The sequence below is a fragment of the Pseudomonas fluorescens group sp. PF-1 genome (genome assembly GCF_054481335.1).
The window spans coordinates 452,501-477,433 of the sequence record NZ_JBTMNG010000001.1; the positions used below are offsets into that span (position 1 = coordinate 452,501).

Annotated in this window: 20 protein-coding genes, 4 tRNA genes and 2 rRNA genes (1 of these 26 running past the window's edge); all 26 read left to right on the forward strand. The window is 55.0% G+C overall.

What is annotated here, in order from left to right; translation table 11 throughout:
- Window positions 1–2,324: ribosomal RNA gene (locus ACX3YD_RS02110) — 23S ribosomal RNA — on the forward strand; it begins 568 nt to the left of the window's first position.
- A gap of 149 nt (window positions 2,325–2,473) precedes the next feature.
- Window positions 2,474–2,589, forward strand: a 5S ribosomal RNA gene (rrf, locus tag ACX3YD_RS02115).
- Window positions 2,590–2,726: 137 nt separating this feature from the next.
- Window positions 2,727–3,686 (forward strand): bifunctional biotin--[acetyl-CoA-carboxylase] ligase/biotin operon repressor BirA, encoded by a 960-nt coding sequence (birA, locus tag ACX3YD_RS02120; protein WP_103403380.1) that lies wholly within the window; start codon window positions 2,727–2,729, stop codon window positions 3,684–3,686.
- Window positions 3,676–4,425, forward strand: a complete 750-nt coding sequence (locus tag ACX3YD_RS02125) for a pantothenate kinase (protein ID WP_090466801.1) — start codon at window positions 3,676–3,678, stop codon at window positions 4,423–4,425. Before birA ends, ACX3YD_RS02125 begins: the two co-directional genes overlap by 11 nt.
- Window positions 4,426–4,432: 7 nt before the next feature.
- Window positions 4,433–4,873 (forward strand): hypothetical protein, encoded by a 441-nt coding sequence (locus tag ACX3YD_RS02130; protein WP_103403381.1) that lies wholly within the window; start codon window positions 4,433–4,435, stop codon window positions 4,871–4,873.
- 143 nt (window positions 4,874–5,016) lie between these two features.
- Window positions 5,017–5,101: transfer RNA gene (locus tag ACX3YD_RS02135), tRNA-Tyr, on the forward strand.
- Window positions 5,102–5,125: 24 nt separating this feature from the next.
- Window positions 5,126–5,199: transfer RNA gene (locus ACX3YD_RS02140), tRNA-Gly, on the forward strand.
- A 26-nt stretch (window positions 5,200–5,225) separates the two neighbouring features.
- Window positions 5,226–5,301 (forward strand) — tRNA-Thr (locus ACX3YD_RS02145).
- Between the two features lie 174 nt (window positions 5,302–5,475).
- A tRNA-Trp gene (locus ACX3YD_RS02150) sits at window positions 5,476–5,551 on the forward strand.
- Between the two features lie 45 nt (window positions 5,552–5,596).
- Window positions 5,597–5,965, forward strand: a complete 369-nt coding sequence (secE, locus tag ACX3YD_RS02155; RefSeq protein WP_047534052.1) for a preprotein translocase subunit SecE — start codon at window positions 5,597–5,599, stop codon at window positions 5,963–5,965.
- A 9-nt stretch (window positions 5,966–5,974) separates the two neighbouring features.
- Window positions 5,975–6,508: a transcription termination/antitermination protein NusG gene (nusG, locus tag ACX3YD_RS02160; protein ID WP_007933727.1), complete on the forward strand. Its 534-nt coding sequence runs from the start codon at window positions 5,975–5,977 to the stop codon at window positions 6,506–6,508.
- Between the two features lie 117 nt (window positions 6,509–6,625).
- Window positions 6,626–7,057 carry a 50S ribosomal protein L11 gene (gene rplK, locus ACX3YD_RS02165; protein ID WP_007933726.1) on the forward strand — a complete coding sequence of 144 codons (432 nt, stop codon included), beginning with the start codon at window positions 6,626–6,628 and terminating at the stop codon, window positions 7,055–7,057.
- Window positions 7,057–7,752, forward strand: coding sequence for a 50S ribosomal protein L1 (gene rplA / locus ACX3YD_RS02170; protein ID WP_003186095.1), 696 nt, complete (start codon window positions 7,057–7,059; stop codon window positions 7,750–7,752). The genes rplK and rplA overlap by 1 nt, the downstream gene beginning before the upstream one ends.
- A gap of 198 nt (window positions 7,753–7,950) precedes the next feature.
- A complete protein-coding gene (gene rplJ, locus ACX3YD_RS02175; protein WP_007933724.1) occupies window positions 7,951–8,451 on the forward strand; it encodes a 50S ribosomal protein L10 in 501 nt (166 codons plus the stop codon).
- 80 nt (window positions 8,452–8,531) lie between these two features.
- Window positions 8,532–8,897 carry a 50S ribosomal protein L7/L12 gene (rplL, locus tag ACX3YD_RS02180; RefSeq protein WP_007933723.1) on the forward strand — a complete coding sequence of 122 codons (366 nt, stop codon included), beginning with the start codon at window positions 8,532–8,534 and terminating at the stop codon, window positions 8,895–8,897.
- Window positions 8,898–9,117: 220 nt separating this feature from the next.
- Entirely contained in the window at window positions 9,118–13,191 is a 4,074-nt protein-coding gene (rpoB, locus tag ACX3YD_RS02185) for a DNA-directed RNA polymerase subunit beta (RefSeq protein WP_047534046.1), read from the forward strand.
- 64 nt (window positions 13,192–13,255) lie between these two features.
- Window positions 13,256–17,455, forward strand: a complete 4,200-nt coding sequence (gene rpoC / locus ACX3YD_RS02190) for a DNA-directed RNA polymerase subunit beta' (protein WP_458959189.1) — start codon at window positions 13,256–13,258, stop codon at window positions 17,453–17,455.
- 216 nt (window positions 17,456–17,671) lie between these two features.
- Window positions 17,672–18,043, forward strand: a complete 372-nt coding sequence (rpsL, locus tag ACX3YD_RS02195) for a 30S ribosomal protein S12 (RefSeq protein ID WP_002555494.1) — start codon at window positions 17,672–17,674, stop codon at window positions 18,041–18,043.
- A 117-nt stretch (window positions 18,044–18,160) separates the two neighbouring features.
- Window positions 18,161–18,631 carry a 30S ribosomal protein S7 gene (gene rpsG, locus ACX3YD_RS02200; protein WP_002555493.1) on the forward strand — a complete coding sequence of 157 codons (471 nt, stop codon included), beginning with the start codon at window positions 18,161–18,163 and terminating at the stop codon, window positions 18,629–18,631.
- A gap of 30 nt (window positions 18,632–18,661) precedes the next feature.
- Window positions 18,662–20,767, forward strand: a complete 2,106-nt coding sequence (gene fusA, locus ACX3YD_RS02205; RefSeq protein ID WP_046815908.1) for an elongation factor G — start codon at window positions 18,662–18,664, stop codon at window positions 20,765–20,767.
- Window positions 20,768–20,797: 30 nt separating this feature from the next.
- Window positions 20,798–21,991 (forward strand): elongation factor Tu, encoded by a 1,194-nt coding sequence (gene tuf / locus ACX3YD_RS02210; RefSeq protein ID WP_103403382.1) that lies wholly within the window; start codon window positions 20,798–20,800, stop codon window positions 21,989–21,991.
- Window positions 21,992–22,148: 157 nt separating this feature from the next.
- On the forward strand, window positions 22,149–22,460 hold the full coding sequence (gene rpsJ, locus ACX3YD_RS02215; RefSeq protein ID WP_003186070.1) for a 30S ribosomal protein S10: 312 nt from the start codon (window positions 22,149–22,151) through the stop codon (window positions 22,458–22,460).
- Window positions 22,461–22,540: 80 nt separating this feature from the next.
- On the forward strand, window positions 22,541–23,176 hold the full coding sequence (gene rplC / locus ACX3YD_RS02220; protein ID WP_003186059.1) for a 50S ribosomal protein L3: 636 nt from the start codon (window positions 22,541–22,543) through the stop codon (window positions 23,174–23,176).
- Window positions 23,177–23,188: 12 nt separating this feature from the next.
- Window positions 23,189–23,791 carry a 50S ribosomal protein L4 gene (gene rplD, locus ACX3YD_RS02225; protein WP_007924200.1) on the forward strand — a complete coding sequence of 201 codons (603 nt, stop codon included), beginning with the start codon at window positions 23,189–23,191 and terminating at the stop codon, window positions 23,789–23,791.
- Window positions 23,788–24,087: a 50S ribosomal protein L23 gene (rplW, locus tag ACX3YD_RS02230; protein WP_002555488.1), complete on the forward strand. Its 300-nt coding sequence runs from the start codon at window positions 23,788–23,790 to the stop codon at window positions 24,085–24,087. Before rplD ends, rplW begins: the two co-directional genes overlap by 4 nt.
- 14 nt (window positions 24,088–24,101) lie before the next feature.
- Window positions 24,102–24,926, forward strand: a complete 825-nt coding sequence (gene rplB / locus ACX3YD_RS02235) for a 50S ribosomal protein L2 (RefSeq protein ID WP_003186055.1) — start codon at window positions 24,102–24,104, stop codon at window positions 24,924–24,926.
- The last annotated feature ends 7 nt before the right edge of the window (window positions 24,927–24,933 follow it).

Sequence of the window (24,933 nt, forward strand, 5' to 3'; positions counted from 1 at the left end):
GGTCAGCGACTTATTTTCAGTGGCGAGCTTAACCGAATAGGGGAGGCGTAGCGAAAGCGAGTCTTAATAGGGCGTCTAGTCGCTGGGAATAGACCCGAAACCGGGCGATCTATCCATGGGCAGGTTGAAGGTTAGGTAACACTGACTGGAGGACCGAACCGACTACCGTTGAAAAGTTAGCGGATGACCTGTGGATCGGAGTGAAAGGCTAATCAAGCTCGGAGATAGCTGGTTCTCCTCGAAAGCTATTTAGGTAGCGCCTCATGTATCACTGTAGGGGGTAGAGCACTGTTTCGGCTAGGGGGTCATCCCGACTTACCAAACCGATGCAAACTCCGAATACCTACAAGTGCCGAGCATGGGAGACACACGGCGGGTGCTAACGTCCGTCGTGAAAAGGGAAACAACCCAGACCGTCAGCTAAGGTCCCAAAGTTATGGTTAAGTGGGAAACGATGTGGGAAGGCTTAGACAGCTAGGAGGTTGGCTTAGAAGCAGCCACCCTTTAAAGAAAGCGTAATAGCTCACTAGTCGAGTCGGCCTGCGCGGAAGATGTAACGGGGCTCAAACCATACACCGAAGCTACGGGTATCACTTAGGTGATGCGGTAGAGGAGCGTTCTGTAAGCCTGTGAAGGTGAGTTGAGAAGCTTGCTGGAGGTATCAGAAGTGCGAATGCTGACATGAGTAACGACAATGGGTGTGAAAAACACCCACGCCGAAAGACCAAGGTTTCCTGCGCAACGTTAATCGACGCAGGGTTAGTCGGTCCCTAAGGCGAGGCTGAAAAGCGTAGTCGATGGAAAACAGGTTAATATTCCTGTACTTCTGGTTATTGCGATGGAGGGACGGAGAAGGCTAGGCCAGCTTGGCGTTGGTTGTCCAAGTTTAAGGTGGTAGGCTGGAATCTTAGGTAAATCCGGGATTCTAAGGCCGAGAGCTGATGACGAGTGTTCTTTTAGAACACGAAGTGGTTGATGCCATGCTTCCAAGAAAAGCTTCTAAGCTTCAGGTAACCAGGAACCGTACCCCAAACCGACACAGGTGGTTGGGTAGAGAATACCAAGGCGCTTGAGAGAACTCGGGTGAAGGAACTAGGCAAAATGGCACCGTAACTTCGGGAGAAGGTGCGCCGGTGAGGGTGAAGTACTTGCTGCGTAAGCCCACGCCGGTCGAAGATACCAGGCCGCTGCGACTGTTTATTAAAAACACAGCACTCTGCAAACACGAAAGTGGACGTATAGGGTGTGACGCCTGCCCGGTGCCGGAAGGTTAATTGATGGGGTTAGCTAACGCGAAGCTCTTGATCGAAGCCCCGGTAAACGGCGGCCGTAACTATAACGGTCCTAAGGTAGCGAAATTCCTTGTCGGGTAAGTTCCGACCTGCACGAATGGCGTAACGATGGCGGCGCTGTCTCCACCCGAGACTCAGTGAAATTGAAATCGCTGTGAAGATGCAGTGTATCCGCGGCTAGACGGAAAGACCCCGTGAACCTTTACTATAGCTTTGCACTGGACTTTGAATTTGCTTGTGTAGGATAGGTGGGAGGCTTTGAAGCGTGGACGCCAGTTCGCGTGGAGCCATCCTTGAAATACCACCCTGGCAACTTTGAGGTTCTAACTCAGGTCCGTTATCCGGATCGAGGACAGTGTATGGTGGGTAGTTTGACTGGGGCGGTCTCCTCCTAAAGAGTAACGGAGGAGTACGAAGGTGCGCTCAGACCGGTCGGAAATCGGTCGTAGAGTATAAAGGCAAAAGCGCGCTTGACTGCGAGACAGACACGTCGAGCAGGTACGAAAGTAGGTCTTAGTGATCCGGTGGTTCTGTATGGAAGGGCCATCGCTCAACGGATAAAAGGTACTCCGGGGATAACAGGCTGATACCGCCCAAGAGTTCATATCGACGGCGGTGTTTGGCACCTCGATGTCGGCTCATCACATCCTGGGGCTGAAGCCGGTCCCAAGGGTATGGCTGTTCGCCATTTAAAGTGGTACGCGAGCTGGGTTTAGAACGTCGTGAGACAGTTCGGTCCCTATCTGCCGTGGACGTTTGAGATTTGAGAGGGGCTGCTCCTAGTACGAGAGGACCGGAGTGGACGAACCTCTGGTGTTCCGGTTGTCACGCCAGTGGCATTGCCGGGTAGCTATGTTCGGAATAGATAACCGCTGAAAGCATCTAAGCGGGAAACTAGCCTCAAGATGAGATCTCACTGGAACCTTGAGTTCCCTGAAGGGCCGTCGAAGACTACGACGTTGATAGGTTGGGTGTGTAAGCGCTGTGAGGCGTTGAGCTAACCAATACTAATTGCCCGTGAGGCTTGACCATATAACACCCAAGCAATTTGCGTCGAAAGGCCAGATTGCGGTGTGTGAAGACGCAATGAACCGAAAGTTCGCAACCATTCACAAAAGCCGCACAAACTATCGCATACCCAATTTGCTGAAGCGTCGAAAGACGGTTCGGTACCCGAATTTCTTGACGACCATAGAGCATTGGAACCACCTGATCCCATCCCGAACTCAGCAGTGAAACGATGCATCGCCGATGGTAGTGTGGGGTTTCCCCATGTGAGAGTAGGTCATCGTCAAGATTAAATTCCGAAACCCCTATCTGCGTATGCAGGTAGGGGTTTTGTTTTTGTCCGCAGGAAAATCTGACTCTCCGGGTTTCTATGCAACTGCTCGGGGCGTGGCTATCATGCGGGCCTCATTGTGAGGCGAGACTTGCATGCTGACGTTGTTAAAGCTTCTTAAAGATGGCCGATTCCATTCGGGTGAAGCGCTAGGTGCTGCCTTGGGCATCAGTCGCAGCGCTGTCTGGAAGCAGATCCAGCACCTGGAGGCTGAGCTGGGTTTGTCCATTCACAAGGTCCGAGGGCGAGGTTATCAGCTGGCCGCGCCATTGACGCTGCTTGATCCGCAGGAAATTGCCCGGCTTGCGTCTTCCTGTAATTGGCCGGTTTTGGCTTTTGACTCGATTGACTCCACCAATGCCGAGGCGCTACGCGCCATAGCTCAAGGCCAGGCGTCTCCCTTTATCGTACTCGCCGAGCGTCAGACGGCGGGTCGTGGAAGGCGCGGAAGGCGGTGGGCGAGTCCATTTGCAGAGAACATCTATTACAGCCTGGTGCTACGTATTGAAGGTGGGATGCGTCAGCTGGAAGGTTTGAGCCTTGTTGTGGGGCTCGCTGTCATGCATACGCTGCGAGAGCTTGGCATTTCGGCGGCTGGATTGAAGTGGCCCAATGATGTTCTTGTGGGTCAGAAGAAGATTGCCGGAATTCTGCTTGAGTTGGTGGGGGATCCCGCTGATGTCTGCCATGTGGTGCTGGGTGTTGGGATCAATGTAAACATGCAGATAACTGAGGAGGTCGATCAGCAGTGGACCTCCATGCGGCTTCAGTCCGGCAAGGTGTTCGATCGCAATCTTCTTGTCGCCGAGCTTGGATTGATGCTTCAGAAGTATCTGTCGCGTCACCAGGCGGGCGGATTTTCAGCTATTCAGGCTGAGTGGGAGCAAAATCATCTGTGGCAGGGGCGAGCGGTGTCGTTGATAGCTGGTGTAACCCATATAGACGGTGAAGTGCTGGGGATCGATAGCCAAGGCGCCTTGCGCTTGAAGGTGGATGGCGTGGAAAAAGTTTTCAGTGGTGGCGAGCTGAGTCTGAGGTTGCGCGATGATTCTTGAGCTCGATTGCGGAAATAGTTTCATCAAGTGGCGCGTGCTTGAGGCGAATGCGCGGTCAGTGGTGGGTGAGGGCGTTGTCGATTCGGATCTGGCGCTGCTTGACGACTTGAAAACACTGAAAGGCCTTGCTCTGAAGTTTTGTCGGCTGGTGAGTGTCAGGACCGCGGATGAAACCAGTGAGTTGACCGCTTTGTTGAAGGCATCCTTCAATGTCTCGGCGGTCTGCGCGGTTCCCGCGCGAGAAATGTCCGGGGTGCGCAATGGTTATGAGGATTTCGAGCGGCTCGGGCTGGATCGCTGGCTTGCAATGCTGGGCGGCTTTCATCTGGCTGCCGGCGCGTGCCTTGTCCTTGATTTCGGAACTGCTGTGACAGCTGACTTCGTTGCCAGGGATGGAGGGCACTTGGGTGGATTCATCTGTCCAGGTATGCCATTGATGCGTAATCAGCTTCGCACACATACCCGCAAAATTCGTTACGGTGATCGCGCGGCCGAGCGCGCGTTGGAGAGTCTCATTCCGGGTCGTACGACGGTTGAAGCTGTAGAGCGGGGGTGTCTGTTGATGCTTCAAGGGTTTGTGCTTACTCAGCTGGAACTGGCGCGTAGTTACTGGGGTAAAGAATTCGTAGTGTTCCTGACGGGGGGGGATGCGGCTTTGGTTTCAGGCATCGTGCCGGAGGCGAGGGTGGTTCCGGATCTGGTATTCGTTGGCTTGGCTATGGCGTGTCCTTTGTCCTGAGGTCCTTATGCGTTGGTTGTTTCTGCTTCTGCTGGTTCTCAACGTCTTCTATTACATCTGGCATCAGCAAGAGGCTCCTCTGCGTGCGAAAGATGTGACGCCTTTAAGTTTGTATCGGGGGGGGCAGCAGGATATTCGCCTGCTGAGTGAAACGCCTGATTCGACCAAGGAAAAAGGAAAGGCTGCTCAAGTAGATGTTGGCTGCCTCTATATAGGCGGGTTTACGCGGCAGGATGTCGCTCAGGGGCTTGAGCGCCGATTGAGCGGCATGGAGGTGAAATATCAGTCGTTGCCGAAGGGGAGCGCCGAATCAGCCGGTTACTGGGTGCGTGTGGCCCCTGAGAGCAGGCGTTGGCTCGACGATTTGCAGTTGCTAAACCTTTCTAGAGAATTCAATGAGTTAAAACATAAAATAATGCCTTGCGAGGGGGTTGCGCCCATCGAATAGTTTGCATAGAATGGCGCCCGCTCCACAGCGAAGACCTGAAACGGTCAGCGATGTGAAGCAAGGTCAACGCAGCTAACCTCAGGTTTTTAATGAGAAAAATGCTTGACAGAAGGCTGGCATGATGTAGAATGCCGGCTCGCTTAGGAGGGGTTCCCGAGCGGCCAAAGGGATCAGACTGTAAATCTGACGTCTACGACTTCGAAGGTTCGAATCCTTCCCCCTCCACCATTTTTAGCGAGAGCTGCAAGCCTCGCGGGTATAGTTTAGTGGTAGAACCTCAGCCTTCCAAGCTGATGATGCGGGTTCGATTCCCGCTACCCGCTCCAAGTTTGCAGGTTTTGCACGGTGTTACGCTCTTGTAGCTCAGTTGGTAGAGCACACCCTTGGTAAGGGTGAGGTCAGCGGTTCAAATCCGCTCAAGAGCTCCATATAACAAGGCAGATATGAAAATATCTGCCTTTGTTTTAATGGCTAGAGGTTGTTTGTCATTGTTTGCAAGGGTGGTTTTGGCACTCCTAGTGCAGGCGAGTGACCTGGGTCATTGAGTAAGTTGTTGTAAAGTCTTTTTCAGGCCGGCATAATGGTCGGCCTGATTTTGTTTTAGGTCAGTAGCTCAATTGGCAGAGCGACGGTCTCCAAAACCGTAGGTTGGGGGTTCGATTCCCTCCTGACCTGCCAGATTCACCAGGTGTGTCTGGCTTTCTTTTCACAGGATCTTCATAGATGACTCCTAAAGCTGAAGCTCAAGGTTCTCGCTTCGATCTGCTCAAGTGGCTAGTGGTAGTCGCTTTGGTGGTTATTGGCGTTGTTGGCAATCAGTATTTCTCTGCTTCGCCGATCCTGTACCGTGTGCTCGCTTTGCTTGTGATTGCTGCTGTAGCTGCCTTTGTAGGCTTGCAGACGGTCAAGGGCAAGTCTTTCTTTGTTCTTGTCAAGGAAGCGCGCACCGAGATTCGTAAAGTCGTTTGGCCAACTCGCCAAGAAACCACGCAGACCACGTTGATTGTTGTGGCTGTTGTTCTGGTTATGGCGTTGCTGTTGTGGGGGCTTGATTCCCTGCTCGGCTGGCTTGTTTCCTTGATTGTCGGCTAAGGGTGTCCCGTGGCTAAGCGTTGGTATGTTGTGCATGCTTACTCCGGTTACGAGAAGCATGTAATGCGCTCGTTGATTGAGCGCGTAAAGCTGGCTGGCATGGAAGATGGCTTCGGCGAGATTCTGGTTCCCACTGAAGAAGTGGTTGAAATGCGTAATGGCCAGAAGCGTAAAAGCGAGCGTAAATTCTTCCCTGGTTACGTGCTGGTCCAGATGGACATGAATGAGGGTACTTGGCACTTGGTCAAGGATACTCCTCGAGTTATGGGTTTCATTGGCGGTACCGCTGATAAGCCGGCTCCAATCACCGATAAGGAAGCAGAAGCAATTCTGCGTCGCGTCGCTGATGGTAGCGACAAGCCGAAGCCGAAGACGCTGTTCGAGCCTGGTGAGTCGGTGCGCGTCAATGATGGTCCTTTTGCCGATTTTACCGGCACTGTTGAAGAAGTTAACTACGAAAAGAGTCGCATCCAGGTGGCTGTACTCATTTTCGGTCGCTCTACTCCGGTAGAGTTGGAGTTCAGTCAGGTCGAAAAGGTCTAACTGAACAAGCATCCCAACCCCGCAGCCTTAGGCTGTGGGGTTTTGTCGTCACTGGGATAAACGCGCAAGTAACCGGGGAGCCTTTCGAGGCGTTTGAACCCGTAATTGGAGTGCCTCATGGCCAAGAAGATTACCGCTTACATCAAGCTGCAAGTGAAGGCCGCTCAGGCTAACCCAAGCCCACCTGTTGGTCCTGCTCTGGGTCAGCACGGCGTGAATATCATGGAATTCTGCAAGGCTTTCAACGCCCGTACTCAGGGTCTTGAGCCAGGTCTGCCGACTCCAGTGATCATCACTGTCTACAGCGACCGTAGCTTCACGTTCGAAACCAAATCCACCCCTGCTTCGGTTCTGCTGAAGAAGGCGGCCGGTCTGACCAGCGGTTCCGCTCGTCCGAACACCGTTAAGGTTGGCACCGTTACCCGTGCTCAGCTGGAAGAAATCGCGAAAACCAAAAACGCGGATCTGACTGCAGCTGATATGGAAGCGGCCGTGCGTACTATCGCCGGTTCTGCTCGTAGCATGGGCCTTAACGTGGAGGGTGTGTAATGGCTAAGCTGACCAAGCGTCAAAAGGCTATCGCCGGCAAAATCGAAGCAGGCAAGGCCTACAACTTTGTAGACGCCGCTGCACTGCTGGCCGAGCTGTCGACTGTCAAGTTCAGCGAGTCGTTCGACGTTGCTGTAAACCTGGGCGTTGACCCACGTAAATCCGACCAGGTCGTTCGTAGCGCTACTGTGCTGCCACACGGCACTGGCAAGACCGTTCGTGTTGCCGTGTTCACCCAGGGTCCAGCTGCTGAAGCCGCTCTGGCTGCCGGCGCTGACCGCGTAGGTATGGATGATCTGGCTGCCGAAATGAAAGGCGGCGACCTGAACTACGACGTAGTGATCGCATCCCCGGACGCCATGCGCGTAGTGGGTCAGCTGGGTCAGATCCTCGGTCCACGTGGTCTGATGCCTAACCCTAAAGTCGGCACCGTAACTCCAGACGTAGCTACCGCGGTTAAAAACGCCAAGGCTGGTCAGGTTCGTTATCGCACCGACAAAAACGGCATCATCCACACTTCCGTTGGCAAGATTGGCTTCGACGCCGTCAAGCTGAAGGAAAACGTTGAAGCCCTGATCGCTGATCTGAAGCGTATCAAGCCGGCTTCCTCGAAAGGTATTTACGTCAAGCGCGTTACCCTGAGCACCACTATGGGCCCAGGTCTGGTCATCGATCAGAGCTCGCTGGACGCGTAAGACGCGGATTGACGCAAGCGATTGCGTCAGTTGAAAAATTGGGGTCCCTGCCTGGCGGGGGCTGTCCAAGACCGTAGGCGACGCAAGTCTTAAACCTCAAGCCTACGCAGATGGTGCTCCCGGTTCCTTACCGAATCAGACACCAAAACGACATCTGGTTTCGACTGGATGAAACGGTAACAAGCAGGAGTTAAACCCGTGGCAATTAAACTCGAAGACAAGAAGGCCATCGTCGCTGAAGTCAACGAGGCTGCCAAAGTCGCTCTGTCCGCTGTCGTGGCTGATGCCCGTGGCGTAACAGTAGGCGCGATGACCGGACTCCGTAAAGAGGCTCGTGAAGCTGGCGTTTACGTACGTGTTGTACGTAACACCCTGCTCAAGCGCGCTGTTGCTGACACTGAATACAGTGTTCTCAACGACGTGTTCACCGGCCCTACCTTGATTGCATTCTCGAAAGAGCATCCGGGCGCTGCTGCCCGTATCTTCAAAGAGTTCGCAAAAGGTCAGGATAAGTTCGAGATCAAGGCAGCTGCGTTCGAGGGCAAGTTCCTCGCAGCTAACCAAATCGACGTGCTGGCAACTCTGCCGACCCGTGACGAAGCAATTTCTCAGCTGATGAGCGTGATTCAAGGCGCAACCAGCAAATTGGCTCGTACTCTGGCGGCACTTCGCGACCAGAAAGAAGCTGCTGCAGCCTAAGGCTGAGCGACTCCTTTCAGCGTTTATTGTTTATTTCGATGGCCGCGTAGGCTGTCACCCCAATACAGGAATTAATAGTCATGTCTCTGACTAACGAGCAAATCATCGAAGCAATCGGCGAAAAATCCGTAATGGAAATCGTTGAGCTGATCAAGGCAATGGAAGAGAAGTTCGGCGTTTCCGCTGCTGCTGCTTCCGCTGGCCCAGCTGTTGCTGCTGCCGTTGTTGAAGAACAAACTGAATTCAACGTCATGCTGACCGAAGCTGGCGAGAAGAAAGTTAACGTGATCAAGGCTGTACGTGAACTGACCGGTCTGGGCCTGAAAGAAGCCAAGGCTGTAGTTGACGGCGCTCCTGCCATGGTTCTGGAAGCTGTTGCCAAAGACGCAGCTGACAAAGCCAAAGCAGCTCTGGAAGAAGCAGGCGCTAAAGTCGAGCTGAAGTAAGCATCGACTTTGCGTTTCCAGCCCGAGCGTTAAGCGACAGGCTGATGGCTGGTGGCTCTTGCCACCGGCCTTTTTCCGTTATTGGCAGCCGGCTCGGTCGGCGCTGATAGCGAGCTGTAACCACCCGATGTGGTGGCGCAAACCATGGGGTTTGCACGATTTTCTGGCTGCTCCCGTCGGGAGGGGCCAAACAAGCAGGTGACCAAGCTGGGGAACGCTGATGGCTTACTCATATACTGAGAAAAAACGTATCCGCAAGGACTTTAGCAAGTTGCCGGACGTCATGGATGTGCCGTACCTCCTGGCCATCCAGCTGGATTCGTATCGTGAATTCTTGCAAGCGGGAGCGACTAAAGATCAGTTCCGCGACGTGGGCCTGCATGCGGCCTTCAAATCCGTTTTCCCGATCATCAGCTACTCCGGCAATGCTGCGCTGGAGTACGTCGGTTATCGCCTGGGCGAACCGGCATTTGATGTCAAAGAATGCGTATTGCGCGGTGTAACTTACGCCGTACCTTTGCGGGTAAAAGTGCGCCTGATCATTTTCGACAAAGAGTCGTCGAACAAAGCGATCAAGGACATCAAAGAGCAAGAAGTCTACATGGGTGAAATCCCCCTGATGACTGAGAACGGTACCTTCGTAATCAACGGTACTGAGCGTGTAATCGTTTCCCAGCTGCACCGTTCCCCGGGCGTGTTCTTCGACCACGACCGTGGCAAGACGCACAGCTCCGGTAAACTGCTGTACTCCGCGCGCATCATTCCTTACCGCGGTTCGTGGCTGGACTTCGAGTTCGACCCGAAAGACTGCGTATTCGTGCGTATCGACCGTCGTCGCAAGCTGCCTGCATCGGTACTGCTGCGCGCGCTCGGCTATACCACCGAAGAAGTGTTGGACGCGTTCTACACCACCAACGTATTCCACGTGAAAGGCGAGAGCCTGAGCCTGGAGCTGGTGCCTCAGCGCCTGCGTGGTGAAATTGCGGTCCTGGATATCCTGGATGACAAAGGCAAGGTTATTGTCGAGCAAGGTCGTCGTATCACCGCTCGTCACATCAACCAGCTGGAAAAAGCAGCGATCAAAGAGCTGGAAGTGCCTCTGGACTACGTCCTGGGTCGCACCACCGCCAAGGTCATCGTGCATCCGGCAACTGGCGAAATCCTGGCAGAGTGCAACACCGAGCTGAACACCGAGATCCTGGCGAAAATCGCCAAGGCCGGCGTTGTTCGCATCGAAACTCTGTACACCAACGATATCGACTGCGGTCCGTTCGTCTCCGACACGCTGAAGATCGACTCCACCAGCAACCAACTGGAAGCGCTGGTCGAGATCTATCGCATGATGCGCCCTGGCGAGCCGCCGACCAAGGACGCTGCCGAAACCCTGTTCAACAACCTGTTCTTCAGCCCTGAGCGCTATGACCTGTCTGCGGTCGGCCGGATGAAGTTCAACCGTCGTATCGGTCGTACCGAAATCGAAGGTTCGGGCGTGTTGTGCAAGGAAGACATCGTTGCGGTACTGAAGACTCTGGTCGACATCCGTAACGGTAAAGGCATCGTCGATGACATCGACCACCTGGGTAACCGTCGTGTTCGCTGCGTAGGCGAAATGGCCGAGAACCAGTTCCGCGTTGGCCTGGTGCGTGTTGAGCGTGCGGTCAAAGAGCGTCTGTCGATGGCTGAAAGCGAAGGCCTGATGCCGCAAGACCTGATCAACGCCAAGCCGGTAGCGGCAGCGGTGAAAGAGTTCTTCGGTTCGAGCCAGCTGTCCCAGTTCATGGACCAGAACAACCCGCTGTCCGAGATCACCCACAAGCGCCGTGTTTCTGCACTCGGCCCTGGCGGTCTGACTCGTGAGCGTGCCGGCTTTGAAGTGCGTGACGTACACCCGACGCACTACGGTCGTGTTTGCCCGATCGAAACGCCGGAAGGTCCGAACATTGGTCTGATCAACTCCCTGGCTGCCTATGCGCGCACCAACCAGTACGGCTTCCTCGAGAGCCCGTACCGCGTGGTTAAAGACGCTCTGGTCACCGACGAGATTGTGTTCCTGTCCGCCATCGAAGAAGCTGATCACGTGATCGCTCAGGCTTCGGCCACGATGAACGACAAGAAGGTCCTGATCGACGAGCTGGTAGCTGTTCGTCACCTGAACGAGTTCACCGTCAAGGCGCCTGAAGACGTCACCTTGATGGACGTATCGCCGAAGCAGGTAGTTTCGGTTGCAGCGTCGCTGATCCCGTTCCTCGAGCACGACGACGCCAACCGTGCGTTGATGGGTTCGAACATGCAGCGTCAAGCCGTACCAACCCTGCGTGCCGACAAGCCGCTGGTCGGTACCGGTATGGAGCGTAACGTAGCCCGTGACTCCGGCGTTTGCGTCGTGGCTCGTCGTGGTGGCGTGATCGATTCCGTCGATGCCAGCCGTATCGTGGTTCGTGTTGCCGATGACGAAGTTGAAACCGGTGAAGCCGGTGTCGACATCTACAACCTGACCAAATACACCCGCTCCAACCAGAACACCTGCATCAACCAGCGTCCGCTGGTGCGTAAAGGTGATCGGGTTCAGCGTAGCGACATCATGGCCGATGGTCCGTCCACCGATATGGGTGAATTGGCACTGGGTCAGAACATGCGCATCGCGTTCATGGCATGGAACGGCTTCAACTTCGAAGACTCCATCTGCCTGTCCGAGCGTGTTGTTCAGGAAGACCGTTTCACCACGATCCACATCCAGGAACTGACCTGTGTGGCCCGTGACACCAAGCTTGGCCCAGAGGAAATCACTGCGGACATCCCGAACGTGGGTGAAGCTGCACTGAACAAGCTGGACGAAGCCGGCATCGTTTACGTAGGTGCTGAAGTAGGCGCAGGCGACATCCTGGTTGGTAAGGTCACTCCGAAAGGCGAGACTCAGCTGACTCCGGAAGAGAAGCTCTTGCGTGCGATCTTCGGTGAAAAAGCCAGCGACGTTAAAGACACCTCCCTGCGTGTACCTACCGGTACCAAGGGTACTGTCATCGACGTACAGGTCTTCACCCGCGACGGCGTTGAGCGTGATGCTCGTGCCCTGTCGATCGAGAAGTCCCAGCTGGACGAGATCCGCAAGGACCTCAACGAAGAGTTCCGTATCGTCGAAGGCGCTACTTTCGAACGTCTGCGTTCCGCTCTGGTCGGCCACAAAGCCGAAGGCGGCGCCGGTCTGAAGAAAGGCCAGGACATCACCGACGAAGTACTCGACGGTCTTGAGCACGGCCAGTGGTTCAAACTGCGGATGGCTGAAGATGCTCTGAACGAGCAGCTCGAGAAGGCTCAGGCCTACATCGTTGATCGTCGTCGTCTGCTGGATGACAAGTTCGAAGACAAGAAGCGCAAACTGCAGCAAGGCGATGACCTGGCTCCAGGCGTGCTGAAGATCGTCAAGGTTTACCTGGCAATCCGTCGTCGCATCCAACCGGGCGACAAGATGGCCGGTCGTCACGGTAACAAGGGTGTGGTCTCCGTGATCATGCCGGTTGAAGACATGCCGCACGATGCCAATGGCACCCCGGTCGACGTCGTCCTCAACCCGTTGGGCGTACCTTCGCGTATGAACGTTGGTCAGATCCTTGAAACCCACCTGGGCCTCGCGGCCAAAGGTCTGGGCGAGAAGATCAACCGCATGATTGAAGAGCAGCGTAAAGTTGCCGAGCTGCGTAAATTCCTGCACGAGATCTACAACGAGATCGGCGGTCGTCAGGAAAGCCTCGATGACTTCTCGGACCAGGAAATTCTGGATCTGGCTCAAAACCTGCGCGGCGGCGTACCGATGGCCACTCCGGTGTTCGACGGTGCCAAGGAAAGCGAAATCAAGGCCATGCTGAAACTGGCAGACCTGCCAGAAAGCGGCCAGATGCAGCTGACCGATGGCCGTACCGGCAACAAGTTCGAGCGCCCGGTTACCGTTGGCTACATGTACATGCTGAAGCTGAACCACTTGGTAGACGACAAGATGCACGCTCGTTCTACCGGTTCGTACAGCCTGGTTACCCAGCAACCGCTGGGTGGTAAGGCGCAGTTCGGTGGTCAGCGTTTCGGGGAGATGGAGGTCTGGGCACTGGAAGCATACGGTGCTGCATACACTCTGCAAGAAATGCTCACAGTGAAGTCGGACGATGTGAACGGCCGGACCAAGATGTACAAAAACATCGTGGACGGCGATCACCGTATGGAGCCGGGCATGCCCGAGTCCTTCAACGTGTTGATCAAAGAAATTCGTTCCCTCGGCATCGATATCGATCTGGAAACCGAATAACACGTGACGCGAATCGAGAGCGGGGCTGGAATGCCCGCTCTCTGCTCCGCCAGGAGGAAAGGCCTTGAAAGACCTACTGAATTTGCTGAAAAACCAGGGTCAAGTCGAAGAGTTCGACGCCATCCGTATCGGATTGGCATCGCCTGAGATGATCCGTTCGTGGTCGTTCGGTGAAGTTAAAAAGCCGGAAACCATCAACTACCGTACGTTCAAACCCGAGCGTGACGGTCTGTTCTGCGCCAAAATCTTTGGCCCGGTAAAGGATTACGAGTGCCTGTGCGGTAAGTACAAGCGCTTGAAGCACCGCGGTGTGATCTGCGAGAAGTGCGGCGTTGAAGTCGCGCTGGCAAAAGTTCGTCGTGAGCGCATGGCGCACATCGAACTGGCTTCGCCGGTCGCCCACATCTGGTTCCTGAAGTCGCTGCCGTCCCGTATCGGCTTGCTGATGGACATGACCCTGCGTGATATCGAGCGCGTTCTCTACTTCGAGAGCTACGTCGTTATCGATCCAGGCATGACCACCCTTGAAAAAGGTCAGCTGCTCAACGACGAGCAGTACTTCGAAGCGCTGGAAGAGTTCGGCGACGATTTCGATGCCCGCATGGGTGCCGAAGCTGTCCGCGAACTGCTGCACGCTATCGACCTGGAACACGAGATTGGCCGTCTGCGTGAAGAAATTCCGCAAACCAACTCCGAAACCAAGATCAAGAAGCTGTCCAAGCGTCTGAAGTTGATGGAAGCCTTCCAGGGTTCCGGCAACCTTCCAGAGTGGATGGTGCTGACCGTTCTGCCGGTTCTGCCGCCAGATCTGCGTCCACTGGTCCCGCTGGATGGCGGTCGTTTCGCGACTTCCGACCTCAACGATCTGTATCGTCGAGTGATCAACCGTAACAACCGTTTGAAGCGCCTGCTGGATCTGTCCGCTCCGGACATCATCGTGCGCAACGAAAAGCGCATGTTGCAGGAAGCCGTCGACGCATTGCTCGACAACGGTCGTCGTGGCCGCGCCATTACTGGTTCCAACAAGCGTCCTCTGAAATCCCTGGCTGACATGATCAAGGGTAAGCAGGGTCGTTTCCGTCAGAACTTGCTCGGTAAGCGTGTTGACTACTCGGGTCGTTCGGTAATTACCGTAGGTCCGACCCTGCGTCTGCACCAGTGCGGTCTGCCGAAGAAGATGGCTCTCGAGCTGTTCAAGCCGTTCATTTTCGGCAAGCTGGAAATGCGTGGTCTCGCGACCACCATCAAAGCTGCCAAGAAGATGGTCGAGCGTGAGCTGCCAGAGGTTTGGGACGTTCTCGCTGAAGTGATTCGCGAACACCCAGTGCTTCTCAACCGTGCACCGACCCTTCACCGTCTGGGTATTCAGGCGTTTGAACCGGTACTGATCGAAGGTAAGGCTATCCAGCTGCACCCTCTGGTCTGCGCTGCGTACAACGCCGACTTCGACGGCGACCAAATGGCCGTGCACGTACCGCTGACACTGGAAGCCCAGTTGGAAGCGCGTGCGTTGATGATGTCGACCAACAACATTCTGTCGCCAGCCAACGGTGAGCCAATCATCGTTCCGTCGCAGGACGTTGTATTGGGTCTGTACTACATGACTCGTGAAGCGATCAACGCCAAGGGCGAAGGTCGTGTGTTCGCGGATCTGCAGGAAGTTGACCGTGTGTTCCGTGCCGGCGAAGCCGCTCTGCACGCCAAGGTCAAAGTGCGGATCAACGAAACCGTCAACGACCGTGATGGTGGCAGCGTGACCAACACCCGTATCGTCGACACCACTGTCGGCCGTGCGCTGTTGTTCCAGGTTGTGCCAAAAGGTCTGTCGTACGACGTCGTCAACCTGCCGATGAAGAAAAAGGCGATCTCCAAGCTGATCAACCAGTGCTACCGCGTGGTTGGTCTGAAAGAGACCGTGATCTTCGCTGACCAGTTGATGTACACCGGTTTTGCCTATTCGACCATTTCCGGCGTTTCCATCGGTGTTAACGACTTCGTTATCCCGGATGAAAAAGCCCGCATCATCGGTGCAGCCACCGACGAAGTGAAAGAGATCGAAAGTCAGTACGCCTCCGGCCTGGTAACCCAGGGCGAGAAGTACAACAAAGTGATCGACCTCTGGTCCAAGGCGAACGACGAAGTTTCCAAGGCGATGATGGCCAACCTCTCGAAAGAGAAAGTCATCGACCGTCATGGTGTCGAAGTCGACCAGGAATCCTTCAACTCGATGTACATGATGGCCGACTCGGGCGCACGGGGTTCTGCTGCGCAGATCCGTCAGCTCGCCGGTATGCGTGGCCTGATGGCCAAGCCGGACGGTTCCATCATCGAAACGCCGATTACTGCGAACTTCCGTGAAGGTTTGAGCGTACTCCAGTACTTCATCTCCACTCACGGTGCTCGTAAGGGTCTTGCGGATACCGCGTTGAAAACGGCTAACTCCGGTTACCTGACTCGTCGTCTGGTAGACGTAGCGCAAGATCTGGTTGTAACCGAGATCGATTGCGGCACCGAACACGGCCTGGTAATGACTCCGCACATTGAAGGCGGTGACGTTGTAGAGCCGTTGGGTGAACGCGTATTGGGTCGTGTTATCGCCCGTGACGTATTCAAGCCGGGTACCGAGGACATCATCGTTCCTGCCGGCACTCTGGTAGACGAGAAGTGGGTCGAGTTCATCGAGCTGAACAGCATCGACGAAGTGATCGTGCGTTCGCCGATCAGCTGCGAAACCCGCTATGGCATTTGCGCCAAGTGCTACGGCCGTGACCTGGCTCGTGGTCACCAGGTGAACATCGGTGAAGCGGTCGGCGTTATCGCTGCCCAGTCCATCGGTGAGCCGGGTACCCAGCTGACGATGCGTACGTTCCACATCGGTGGTGCGGCAAGCCGGACCTCCGCAGCCGACAGCGTTCAGGTGAAGAATGGCGGTACCGTCCGTCTGCACAACCTGAAACATGTTGAGCGAGTGGATGGCCACCTGGTTGCCGTGTCCCGTTCTGGCGAGCTGGCTATCGCTGATGACTTCGGTCGTGAGCGCGAGCGTTACAAGCTGCCGTACGGTGCCGTGATTTCGGTTAAAGAAGGTGACAAGGTCGACGCTGGCGCAATCGTGGCCAAGTGGGATCCGCACACTCACCCAATCGTCACCGAGATGAAAGGTACCGTGACCTACGTGGGCATGGAAGAAGGCATCACGATCAAGCGTCAGACTGACGAATTGACCGGTATGACCAACATTGAAGTGCTCGACGCCAAAGACCGTCCAGCTGCCGGCAAGGACATCCGTCCCGCCGTGAAGATGGTCGACGACAACGGCAAGGATCTGTTGCTGCCAGGTACTGACGTTATTGCTCAGTACTTCCTGCCAGCCAACGCCCTGGTCGGTGTGGCGGATGGTGCGAAGATTGCGATCGGTGATGTTATCGCTCGTATTCCGCAAGAAACTTCGAAAACCCGTGACATCACCGGTGGTCTGCCGCGTGTTGCCGACTTGTTCGAAGCTCGTCGTCCGAAAGAAGCGTCGATTCTGGCTGAAGTCAGCGGCACCATCGCGTTCGGTAAAGAGACCAAAGGCAAGCGCCGTCTGGTTATCACTCCGAACGACGGTAGCGATCCGTATGAAGAGCTGATTCCGAAGTGGCGTCACCTGAACGTCTTCGAAGGCGAACAAGTGAACCGCGGCGAAGTTATCTCCGACGGCCCGAGCGATCCACACGACATCCTGCGTCTGTTGGGTGTAAGTGCGCTCGCCAAGTACATCGTTAACGAGATCCAGGACGTTTACCGTCTACAAGGCGTGAAGATCAACGACAAGCACATCGAGACCATCCTGCGTCAGATGCTGCGTAAAGTTGAGATCGCTGAATCCGGCGATTCGAGTTTCATCAAGGGCGACCAGATGGAACTGACTCACGTACTGGTAGAGAACGAGCGCCTGAGCGCGGAAGACAAGTTTGTCTCCAAGTTCACTCGCGTTCTGCTGGGTATCACCAAGGCGTCGTTGTCCACCGAATCGTTCATCTCGGCGGCTTCCTTCCAGGAAACCACTCGCGTACTGACCGAAGCGGCGGTAACCGGCAAGCGCGATTACCTGCGCGGCCTGAAAGAAAACGTGGTCGTGGGTCGTCTGATCCCGGCTGGTACCGGTCTGGCTTATCACAGCGAGCGCAAGCGTCGCCGTGATGCAGACAAACCGTTGCGCGTGAGCGCCAGTGAAGTGGAAGCTGCACTGACCGAAGCGCTGAACTCGAGCGGTAACTGAGTTCTGCGGTAAATGAGAGTAAGGCCCTGGTCACTCCGTTCATCGAATCAAGACAATTTGTCGAGGTTGGATGAGTGGGGAGGTCGGGGCCTTGCCTTGACTGGGGGCAAGATCCTCTTTAGACTCTTGTACCCCTAAATTTGGCGGGAACTCGTTCCTGCCATTTTGCTTTTCTTGCAAGACAATAGCGTCGCAAGACAACAGTGGAGCTAGTAGATGGCAACTATCAACCAGCTGGTACGTCAGCCGCGTAAGCGTATCGTCGAGAAATCCGACGTGCCTGCGCTGCAGAACTGCCCGCAACGTCGTGGCGTGTGCACCCGTGTGTACACCACTACGCCGAAAAAACCTAACTCGGCACTGCGTAAAGTATGCCGTGTGCGTCTGACCAACGGTTTCGAGGTTTCCTCGTACATCGGCGGTGAAGGCCACAACCTGCAAGAGCACAGCGTGGTACTGATCCGCGGCGGTCGTGTAAAAGACTTGCCAGGTGTTCGTTACCACACCGTACGCGGTTCTTTGGATACTTCCGGCGTTAAAGGTCGTAACCAGGGTCGTTCGAAGTACGGTACCAAGAAGCCTAAGTAGTAGCGGCTTTTTGTAAACTGAATCATCTATTTTTCTGAGTCGATAAGAGTAAGGTCGGAGGCGTCCCGCAAGGGCACCGATTCCGAGCGAACCTGAAGACCGTTTGAGGGCTTATCCATGCCAAGAAGACGCGTAGCAGCCAAGCGCGAAGTGCTTGACGATCCAAAATACGGAAGCCAGATCCTGGCCAAGTTCATGAACCACGTGATGGAAAGCGGCAAGAAAGCCGTTGCCGAGCGTATCGTTTATGGCGCGCTGGAAAAGGTTAAAGAACGCAAGAACAGCGACCCCCTGGAAATCTTCGAGAAAGCTCTCGACGCCATCGCTCCGCTGGTCGAAGTAAAGTCGCGCCGTGTAGGCGGTGCTACTTACCAGGTTCCGGTTGAAGTTCGTCCGTCCCGTCGTAACGCTCTGGCAATGCGCTGGTTGGTAGACTTCGCCCGTAAGCGCGGCGAGAAGTCTATGGCTCTGCGTTTGGCTGGCGAACTGTTGGACGCCGCCGAAGGTAAAGGTGCTGCAGTTAAGAAGCGTGAAGACGTGCACCGTATGGCTGAAGCTAACAAAGCTTTCTCGCACTACCGCTTCTAATTTTAGCGTCACTAATTTTGCGAGGGCTTTATGGCTCGTACCACACCGATTAATCGCTACCGTAACATTGGTATCGTTGCTCACGTGGATGCTGGTAAAACCACCACCACCGAGCGCGTCCTTTTTTACACTGGCAAAAGTCACAAGATGGGCGAGGTGCATGACGGCGCCGCGACCACAGACTGGATGGTTCAGGAGCAGGAGCGTGGTATTACCATTACTTCTGCTGCTATTACCGCCTTCTGGCAGGGTTCTGCTAAGCAGCACAAAGACCAATACCGCTTCAACGTCATTGACACCCCGGGTCACGTAGACTTCACTATTGAAGTTGAACGTTCCCTGCGTGTACTCGACGGCGCGGTCGTTGTGTTCTGCGGTACTTCCGGCGTTGAGCCTCAGTCCGAAACCGTATGGCGTCAAGCCAACAAGTACGGTGTTCCACGTATCGTTTACGTGAACAAGATGGACCGTGCCGGTGCGAACTTCCTGCGCGTGATCGCTCAGATCAAGCAGCGTCTGGGTCACACTCCGGTGCCGATCCAGTTGGCTATCGGTTCCGAAGACAACTTCCAGGGTCAGATCGATCTGATGACCATGGAAGCGGTTTACTGGAACGATGCTGACAAGGGCATGACTCCACGTCGCGAAGCTATCCCTGCTGAACTGCAGGAACTGGCTGAAGAGTGGCGCAGCAACATGGTTGAGGCTGCGGCCGAAGCCAGCGAAGAGCTGATGAACAAGTACCTCGAAGGCGAAGAGCTCTCCATCGAGGAAATCAAGGCCGCTCTGCGTCAGCGTACCATCGCTGGCGAAATCGTCCTGGCTGTTTGCGGTTCTTCCTTCAAGAACAAGGGTGTTCCCCTGGTTCTCGACGCCGTTATCGACTACCTGCCGGCTCCAACCGACATTCCTGCCATCAAGGGTACTGACCCGGATGACGAGGAAAAGCAAATGGAGCGTCATGCAGACGACAACGAGCCGTTCTCGGCTCTGGCGTTCAAGATCGCTACCGACCCATTCGTGGGTACCTTGACCTTCGTCCGCGTTTACTCGGGCGTGTTGGCCTCCGGCGACGGCGTGATCAACTCGGTTAAAGGCAAGAAAGAGCGCGTGGGTCGTATGGTGCAAATGCACGCAAACGCCCGCGAAGAGATCAAGGAAGTACGCGCTGGCGACATCGCGGCCCTGATCGGCATGAAGGACGTCACCACCGGTGAAACCCTCTGCAACGCTGACAAGCCAATCATCCTGGTTCGTATGGACTTCCCGGAGCCGGTTATTTCGGTTGCCGTTGAGCCTAAGACCAAGGATGACCAGGAAAAAATGGGTATCGCTCTGGGCAAACTTGCTCAGGAAGACCCGTCTTTCCGCGTCAAAACTGATGAAGAGACTGGTCAGACGATCATCTCTGGCATGGGCGAGCTGCACCTGGACATCCTGGTTGACCGGATGCGCCGTGAGTTCAACGTCGAAGCCAACATCGGTAAGCCTCAGGTTTCCTATCGTGAGCGCATCACGAAGAGCTGTGAAATCGAAGGCAAGTTCGTTCGTCAGTCCGGCGGTCGTGGCCAGTTCGGTCATTGCTGGATCCGTTTTGCACCTGCTGACGAAGGTCAGGAAGGTCTGCAATTCCTGAACGAAGTAGTGGGTGGTGTGGTTCCTAAGGAATACATCCCGGCTATCCAGAAGGGTATCGAAGAGCAGATGAAGAACGGTGTTGTTGCCGGCTATCCGCTGATCGGCCTGAAGGCTACCGTGTTTGATGGTTCTTACCACGACGTCGACTCGAACGAGATGGCGTTTAAGGTGGCTGCTTCCATGGCGACCAAGCAACTGGCCCAGAAGGGTGGTGGTGAGTTGCTCGAGCCGATCATGGCGGTAGAGGTTGTTACGCCTGAAGACTATATGGGTGACGTGATGGGCGACCTTAACCGTCGTCGCGGCATGATTCTGGGTATGGAAGATACGGTTTCCGGTAAGGTTATCCGTGCTGAAGTTCCGTTGGGCGAGATGTTCGGTTATGCGACCGACGTTCGTTCGATGTCCCAGGGTCGCGCAAGCTACTCTATGGAATTCAAAAAATACAATACGGCTCCGTCGCACATCGTCGAAACCGTTACCAAAAAACAAGGCTGATTCAGTCCTTTAGGCAAGGAGTTAATTGTCGTGGCTAAAGAAAAATTTGATCGTTCCCTACCGCACGTCAACGTTGGCACTATCGGTCACGTTGACCACGGTAAAACCACTCTGACCGCTGCTCTGACTCGCGTCTGCTCCGAAGTTTTCGGTTCGGCTCGTGTTGACTTCGACAAGATCGACAGCGCACCAGAAGAGAAAGCTCGCGGTATCACCATCAACACCGCGCACGTTGAGTACAACTCGAGCATTCGTCACTACGCTCACGTTGACTGCCCAGGTCACGCTGACTACGTGAAGAACATGATCACCGGTGCTGCCCAGATGGACGGCGCTATCCTGGTTTGCTCGGCCGCTGATGGTCCGATGCCGCAAACCCGTGAGCACATCCTGCTGTCCCGTCAGGTAGGCGTTCCGTACATCGTGGTTTTCCTGAACAAGGCTGACCTGGTAGACGACGCAGAGCTGCTGGAACTGGTTGAGATGGAAGTGCGCGATCTGCTGAGCACTTACGACTTCCCGGGTGACGACACTCCAATCATCATCGGTTCCGCGCGTATGGCGCTGGAAGGTAACGATGAAAACGAGATGGGCACCACTGCCGTTAAGCGCCTGGTAGAGACTCTGGACAGCTACATCCCAGAGCCAGAGCGTGCTATCGACAAGCCATTCCTGATGCCAATCGAAGACGTTTTCTCGATCTCGGGTCGTGGTACTGTTGTGACTGGTCGTATCGAGCGCGGTATCGTTCGCGTTCAAGATGCACTGGAAATCGTTGGTCTGCGTGACACCACCACCACCACCTGCACCGGTGTTGAAATGTTCCGCAAACTGCTCGACGAAGGTCGTGCTGGCGAGAACTGCGGCGTTCTGCTGCGTGGTACCAAGCGTGACGACGTTGAGCGTGGCCAGGTTCTGGTTAAGCCAGGTTCGGTTAAGCCGCACACCAAGTTCACCGCAGAAGTTTACGTTCTGAGCAAGGAAGAAGGCGGTCGTCACACTCCGTTCTTCAAAGGCTACCGTCCACAGTTCTACTTCCGTACTACTGACGTGACCGGTAACTGCGAACTGCCAGAAGGCGTTGAAATGGTAATGCCAGGCGATAACATTCAAATGACTGTTACCCTGATCAAAACCATCGCAATGGAAGACGGTCTGCGCTTCGCTATCCGTGAAGGCGGCCGTACCGTTGGTGCTGGCGTTGTAGCTAAAATCATCGAGTAAGCTCTTTTTGAGTTAGCTTTGATGCTTTGAAAAGGCCCCCGCTCAGCGGGGGCTTTTTTTATTGGGTTGACACCTATCGGGGGCGTCTATAGAATTGCGCCTCCTTTTAACGGGCGTATTGCGCCCGGTGGGAATAGCAGCCGGAGTCTGAAATCCAATGCAAAATCAGCAAATCCGTATCAGGTTGAAGGCTTTCGACCATCGCCTGATCGACCAATCCACCCAGGAAATCGTGGAAACCGCGAAACGTACTGGTGCTCAAGTGCGTGGTCCAATTCCACTGCCTACCCGTAAAGAGCGGTTCACTGTTCTGGTCTCCCCGCACGTCAACAAAGACGCGCGTGACCAGTACGAGATCCGTACTCATAAGCGCGTTCTGGACATCGTCCAGCCAACGGATAAAACCGTTGATGCACTTATGAAGCTTGATCTTGCGGCCGGTGTGGAAGTGCAGATCAGCCTCGGCTAAGACTCGGTCTTAGTCGTGTAACGCTCTGAAATGGGCGGCCATAGCGGGTGAAAGCCCCGTACACTCATGAGGTTTACAACATGACTATTGGTGTAGTCGGTCGTAAATGCGGTATGACCCGTATTTTCACCGAAGAAGGTGTCTCCATTCCGGTCACGGTCATTGAGATCGAACCGAATCGCGTCACCCAGTTCAAAACTGAAGAGACCGATGGCTATCGTGCAGTGCAAGTCACTGTCGGCGAGCGTCGTGCTTCGCGTGTAACAGCAGCTCAGGCTGGCCACTTCGCTAAAGCGAACGTTGCCGCTGGTCGTACCGTAATGGAATTCCGTCTTGAAGAAGGCGAGTACCAGGCCGGCGATCTGATCAACGCTGAAATCTTCGCCGCTGGTCAACTGGTTGATGTAACCGGTCAGTCCAAGGGTAAAGGCTTCCAGGGTACGATCAAGCGTTGGAACTTCCGCGGGCAAGATAACACCCACGGTAACTCCGTATCCCACCGCGTTCCAGGCTCTATCGGCCAGTGCCAGACTCCTGGTCGTGTATTCAAGGGCAAAAAAATGTCCGGTCATATGGGCGCTGAGCGCGTGACCGTGCAGTCCCTCGAAGTAGTGCGCGTGGACGCTGAACGCAATCTGTTGTTGGTCAAGGGCGCTGTTCCTGGCGCTACTGGCGGCAACTTGGTTGTACGTCCAGCAGCCAAGGCTCGCGGTTAAGGGGAAGCTGACATGCAATTAAATGTAAATGACGCTCAAGCGATCGAAGTTTCCGAACTGACATTTGGCGGCGAATTCAACGAGACGCTGGTTCACCAAGCAGTCGTGGCCTACATGGCTGGCGGCCGTCAAGGTAGCAAGCAGCAAAAGACCCGTTCCGACGTTTCTGGTGGCGGTAAGCGCCCATGGCGTCAGAAAGGTACTGGCCGTGCTCGTGCCGGTACTATCCGTAGCCCAATCTGGCGTGGCGGCGGTACCACTTTCGCAGCTCGTCCTCAGGATCACTCCCAGAAGCTGAACAAGAAGATGTATCGCGCAGCAATGCGTTCCATCCTTGCTGAGCTGGTGCGTACTGATCGTCTGGTCGTGGTTCAGGATTTCGCTGTTGAAACGCCGAAAACCAAAGACCTGCTGGGCAAGCTGAACAACATGAGCCTGACCGATGTTTTGATCGTGTCGGACGCTGTTGATCAGAACCTGTACCTGGCTGCTCGTAACCTGCCGCACGTAGATGTTCGTGACGTGCAAGGTTCCGATCCAGTTAGTCTGATCGCATACGACAAGGTGTTGATCACCGTGTCGGCCGTGAAGAAATTCGAGGAGCTGCTGGGATGAACCAGGAACGCGTATTTAAAGTTCTGCTTGGCCCGCACGTTTCCGAGAAGGCTACGGTTCTGGCAGACAAGAAAGGCCAGTTCGTTTTCAAGGTTGCTACTGATGCAACCAAGCTGGAAATCAAGAAGGCCGTCGAAAGCCTGTTCAGCGTGAAAGTAGAGCGTGTTACTACCCTGAATGTTCTGGGTAAGAGCAAGCGCACTGCTCGCGGTCTGGGCAAGCGTAATGACTGGAAGAAGGCAGTTATCTCCCTTCAGCCAGGCCAAGATCTCGATTTCAGCAGCAGTGCTGAGTAAGGAAGGGGTGCATCATGGCAATCGTTAAATGCAAACCGACTTCCCCTGGCCGCCGTTTTGTGGTCAAGGTGGTCAACCAGGAGCTGCATAAAGGCGCTCCTCACGCACCGCTGCTCGAGAAGAAGTCGAAGTCTGGTGGTCGTAACAACAATGGCCGTATTACCACTCGTCACATCGGTGGTGGTCATAAGCAGCATTATCGTCTGGTCGACTTCCGTCGTAACGACAAAGATGGCATCGCTGCCACTGTCGAGCGTATCGAATACGATCCAAACCGTACTGCTCACATCGCTCTGCTGCTGTACGCAGATGGCGAGCGTCGCTACATCATCGCCCCTAAAGGCGTGAGCGCTGGCGACCAGCTGATCGCAGGTGCTCTGGCGCCGATCAAGCCGGGCAACGCTCTGCAACTGCGTAACATTCCAGTTGGTAGCACCGTACACGGCATCGAATTGAAGCCAGGTAAAGGCGCACAGATCGCTCGTTCCGCTGGTGCTTCGGCTCAGCTGATCGCTCGTGAAGGTGTCTACGTGACCCTGCGTCTGCGTTCTGGTGAGATGCGTAAAGTGCTGGCTGAGTGCCGCGCGACCCTGGGCGAAGTCTCGAACTCCGAGCACAGCCTGCGTTCGCTGGGTAAAGCTGGTGCCAAACGCTGGCGTGGCGTTCGCCCAACCGTTCGTGGTGTTGCCATGAACCCGGTTGACCACCCACATGGTGGTGGTGAAGGTCGTACCTCTGGTGGTCGTCATCCGGTATCGCCATGGGGCTTCCCGACTAAGGGTGCGAAGACTCGTGGTAATAAGCGTACCGACAAAATGATCGTCCGTCGTCGCAAGTAAATAGAGG

Bases quoted from the DNA above. Each gene is read 5' to 3' on its own strand.
- rpoB (WP_047534046.1), top strand. From the start codon at position 9,118: ATGGCTTACTCATATACTGAGAAAAAACGTATCCGCAAGGACTTTAGC.
- rplA (WP_003186095.1), top strand. From the start codon at position 7,057: ATGGCTAAGCTGACCAAGCGTCAAAAGGCTATCGCCGGCAAAATCGAA.
- rpsG (WP_002555493.1), top strand. From the start codon at position 18,161: ATGCCAAGAAGACGCGTAGCAGCCAAGCGCGAAGTGCTTGACGATCCA.
- rplD (WP_007924200.1), top strand. From the start codon at position 23,189: ATGCAATTAAATGTAAATGACGCTCAAGCGATCGAAGTTTCCGAACTG.
- rpsL (WP_002555494.1), top strand. From the start codon at position 17,672: ATGGCAACTATCAACCAGCTGGTACGTCAGCCGCGTAAGCGTATCGTC.
- rplL (WP_007933723.1), top strand. From the start codon at position 8,532: ATGTCTCTGACTAACGAGCAAATCATCGAAGCAATCGGCGAAAAATCC.
- secE (WP_047534052.1), top strand. From the start codon at position 5,597: ATGACTCCTAAAGCTGAAGCTCAAGGTTCTCGCTTCGATCTGCTCAAG.
- rplB (WP_003186055.1), top strand. From the start codon at position 24,102: ATGGCAATCGTTAAATGCAAACCGACTTCCCCTGGCCGCCGTTTTGTG.
- birA (WP_103403380.1), top strand. From the start codon at position 2,727: ATGCTGACGTTGTTAAAGCTTCTTAAAGATGGCCGATTCCATTCGGGT.
- ACX3YD_RS02125 (WP_090466801.1), top strand. From the start codon at position 3,676: ATGATTCTTGAGCTCGATTGCGGAAATAGTTTCATCAAGTGGCGCGTG.
- rplK (WP_007933726.1), top strand. From the start codon at position 6,626: ATGGCCAAGAAGATTACCGCTTACATCAAGCTGCAAGTGAAGGCCGCT.
- rpsJ (WP_003186070.1), top strand. From the start codon at position 22,149: ATGCAAAATCAGCAAATCCGTATCAGGTTGAAGGCTTTCGACCATCGC.
- fusA (WP_046815908.1), top strand. From the start codon at position 18,662: ATGGCTCGTACCACACCGATTAATCGCTACCGTAACATTGGTATCGTT.
- rplC (WP_003186059.1), top strand. From the start codon at position 22,541: ATGACTATTGGTGTAGTCGGTCGTAAATGCGGTATGACCCGTATTTTC.
- rplW (WP_002555488.1), top strand. From the start codon at position 23,788: ATGAACCAGGAACGCGTATTTAAAGTTCTGCTTGGCCCGCACGTTTCC.
- ACX3YD_RS02130 (WP_103403381.1), top strand. From the start codon at position 4,433: ATGCGTTGGTTGTTTCTGCTTCTGCTGGTTCTCAACGTCTTCTATTAC.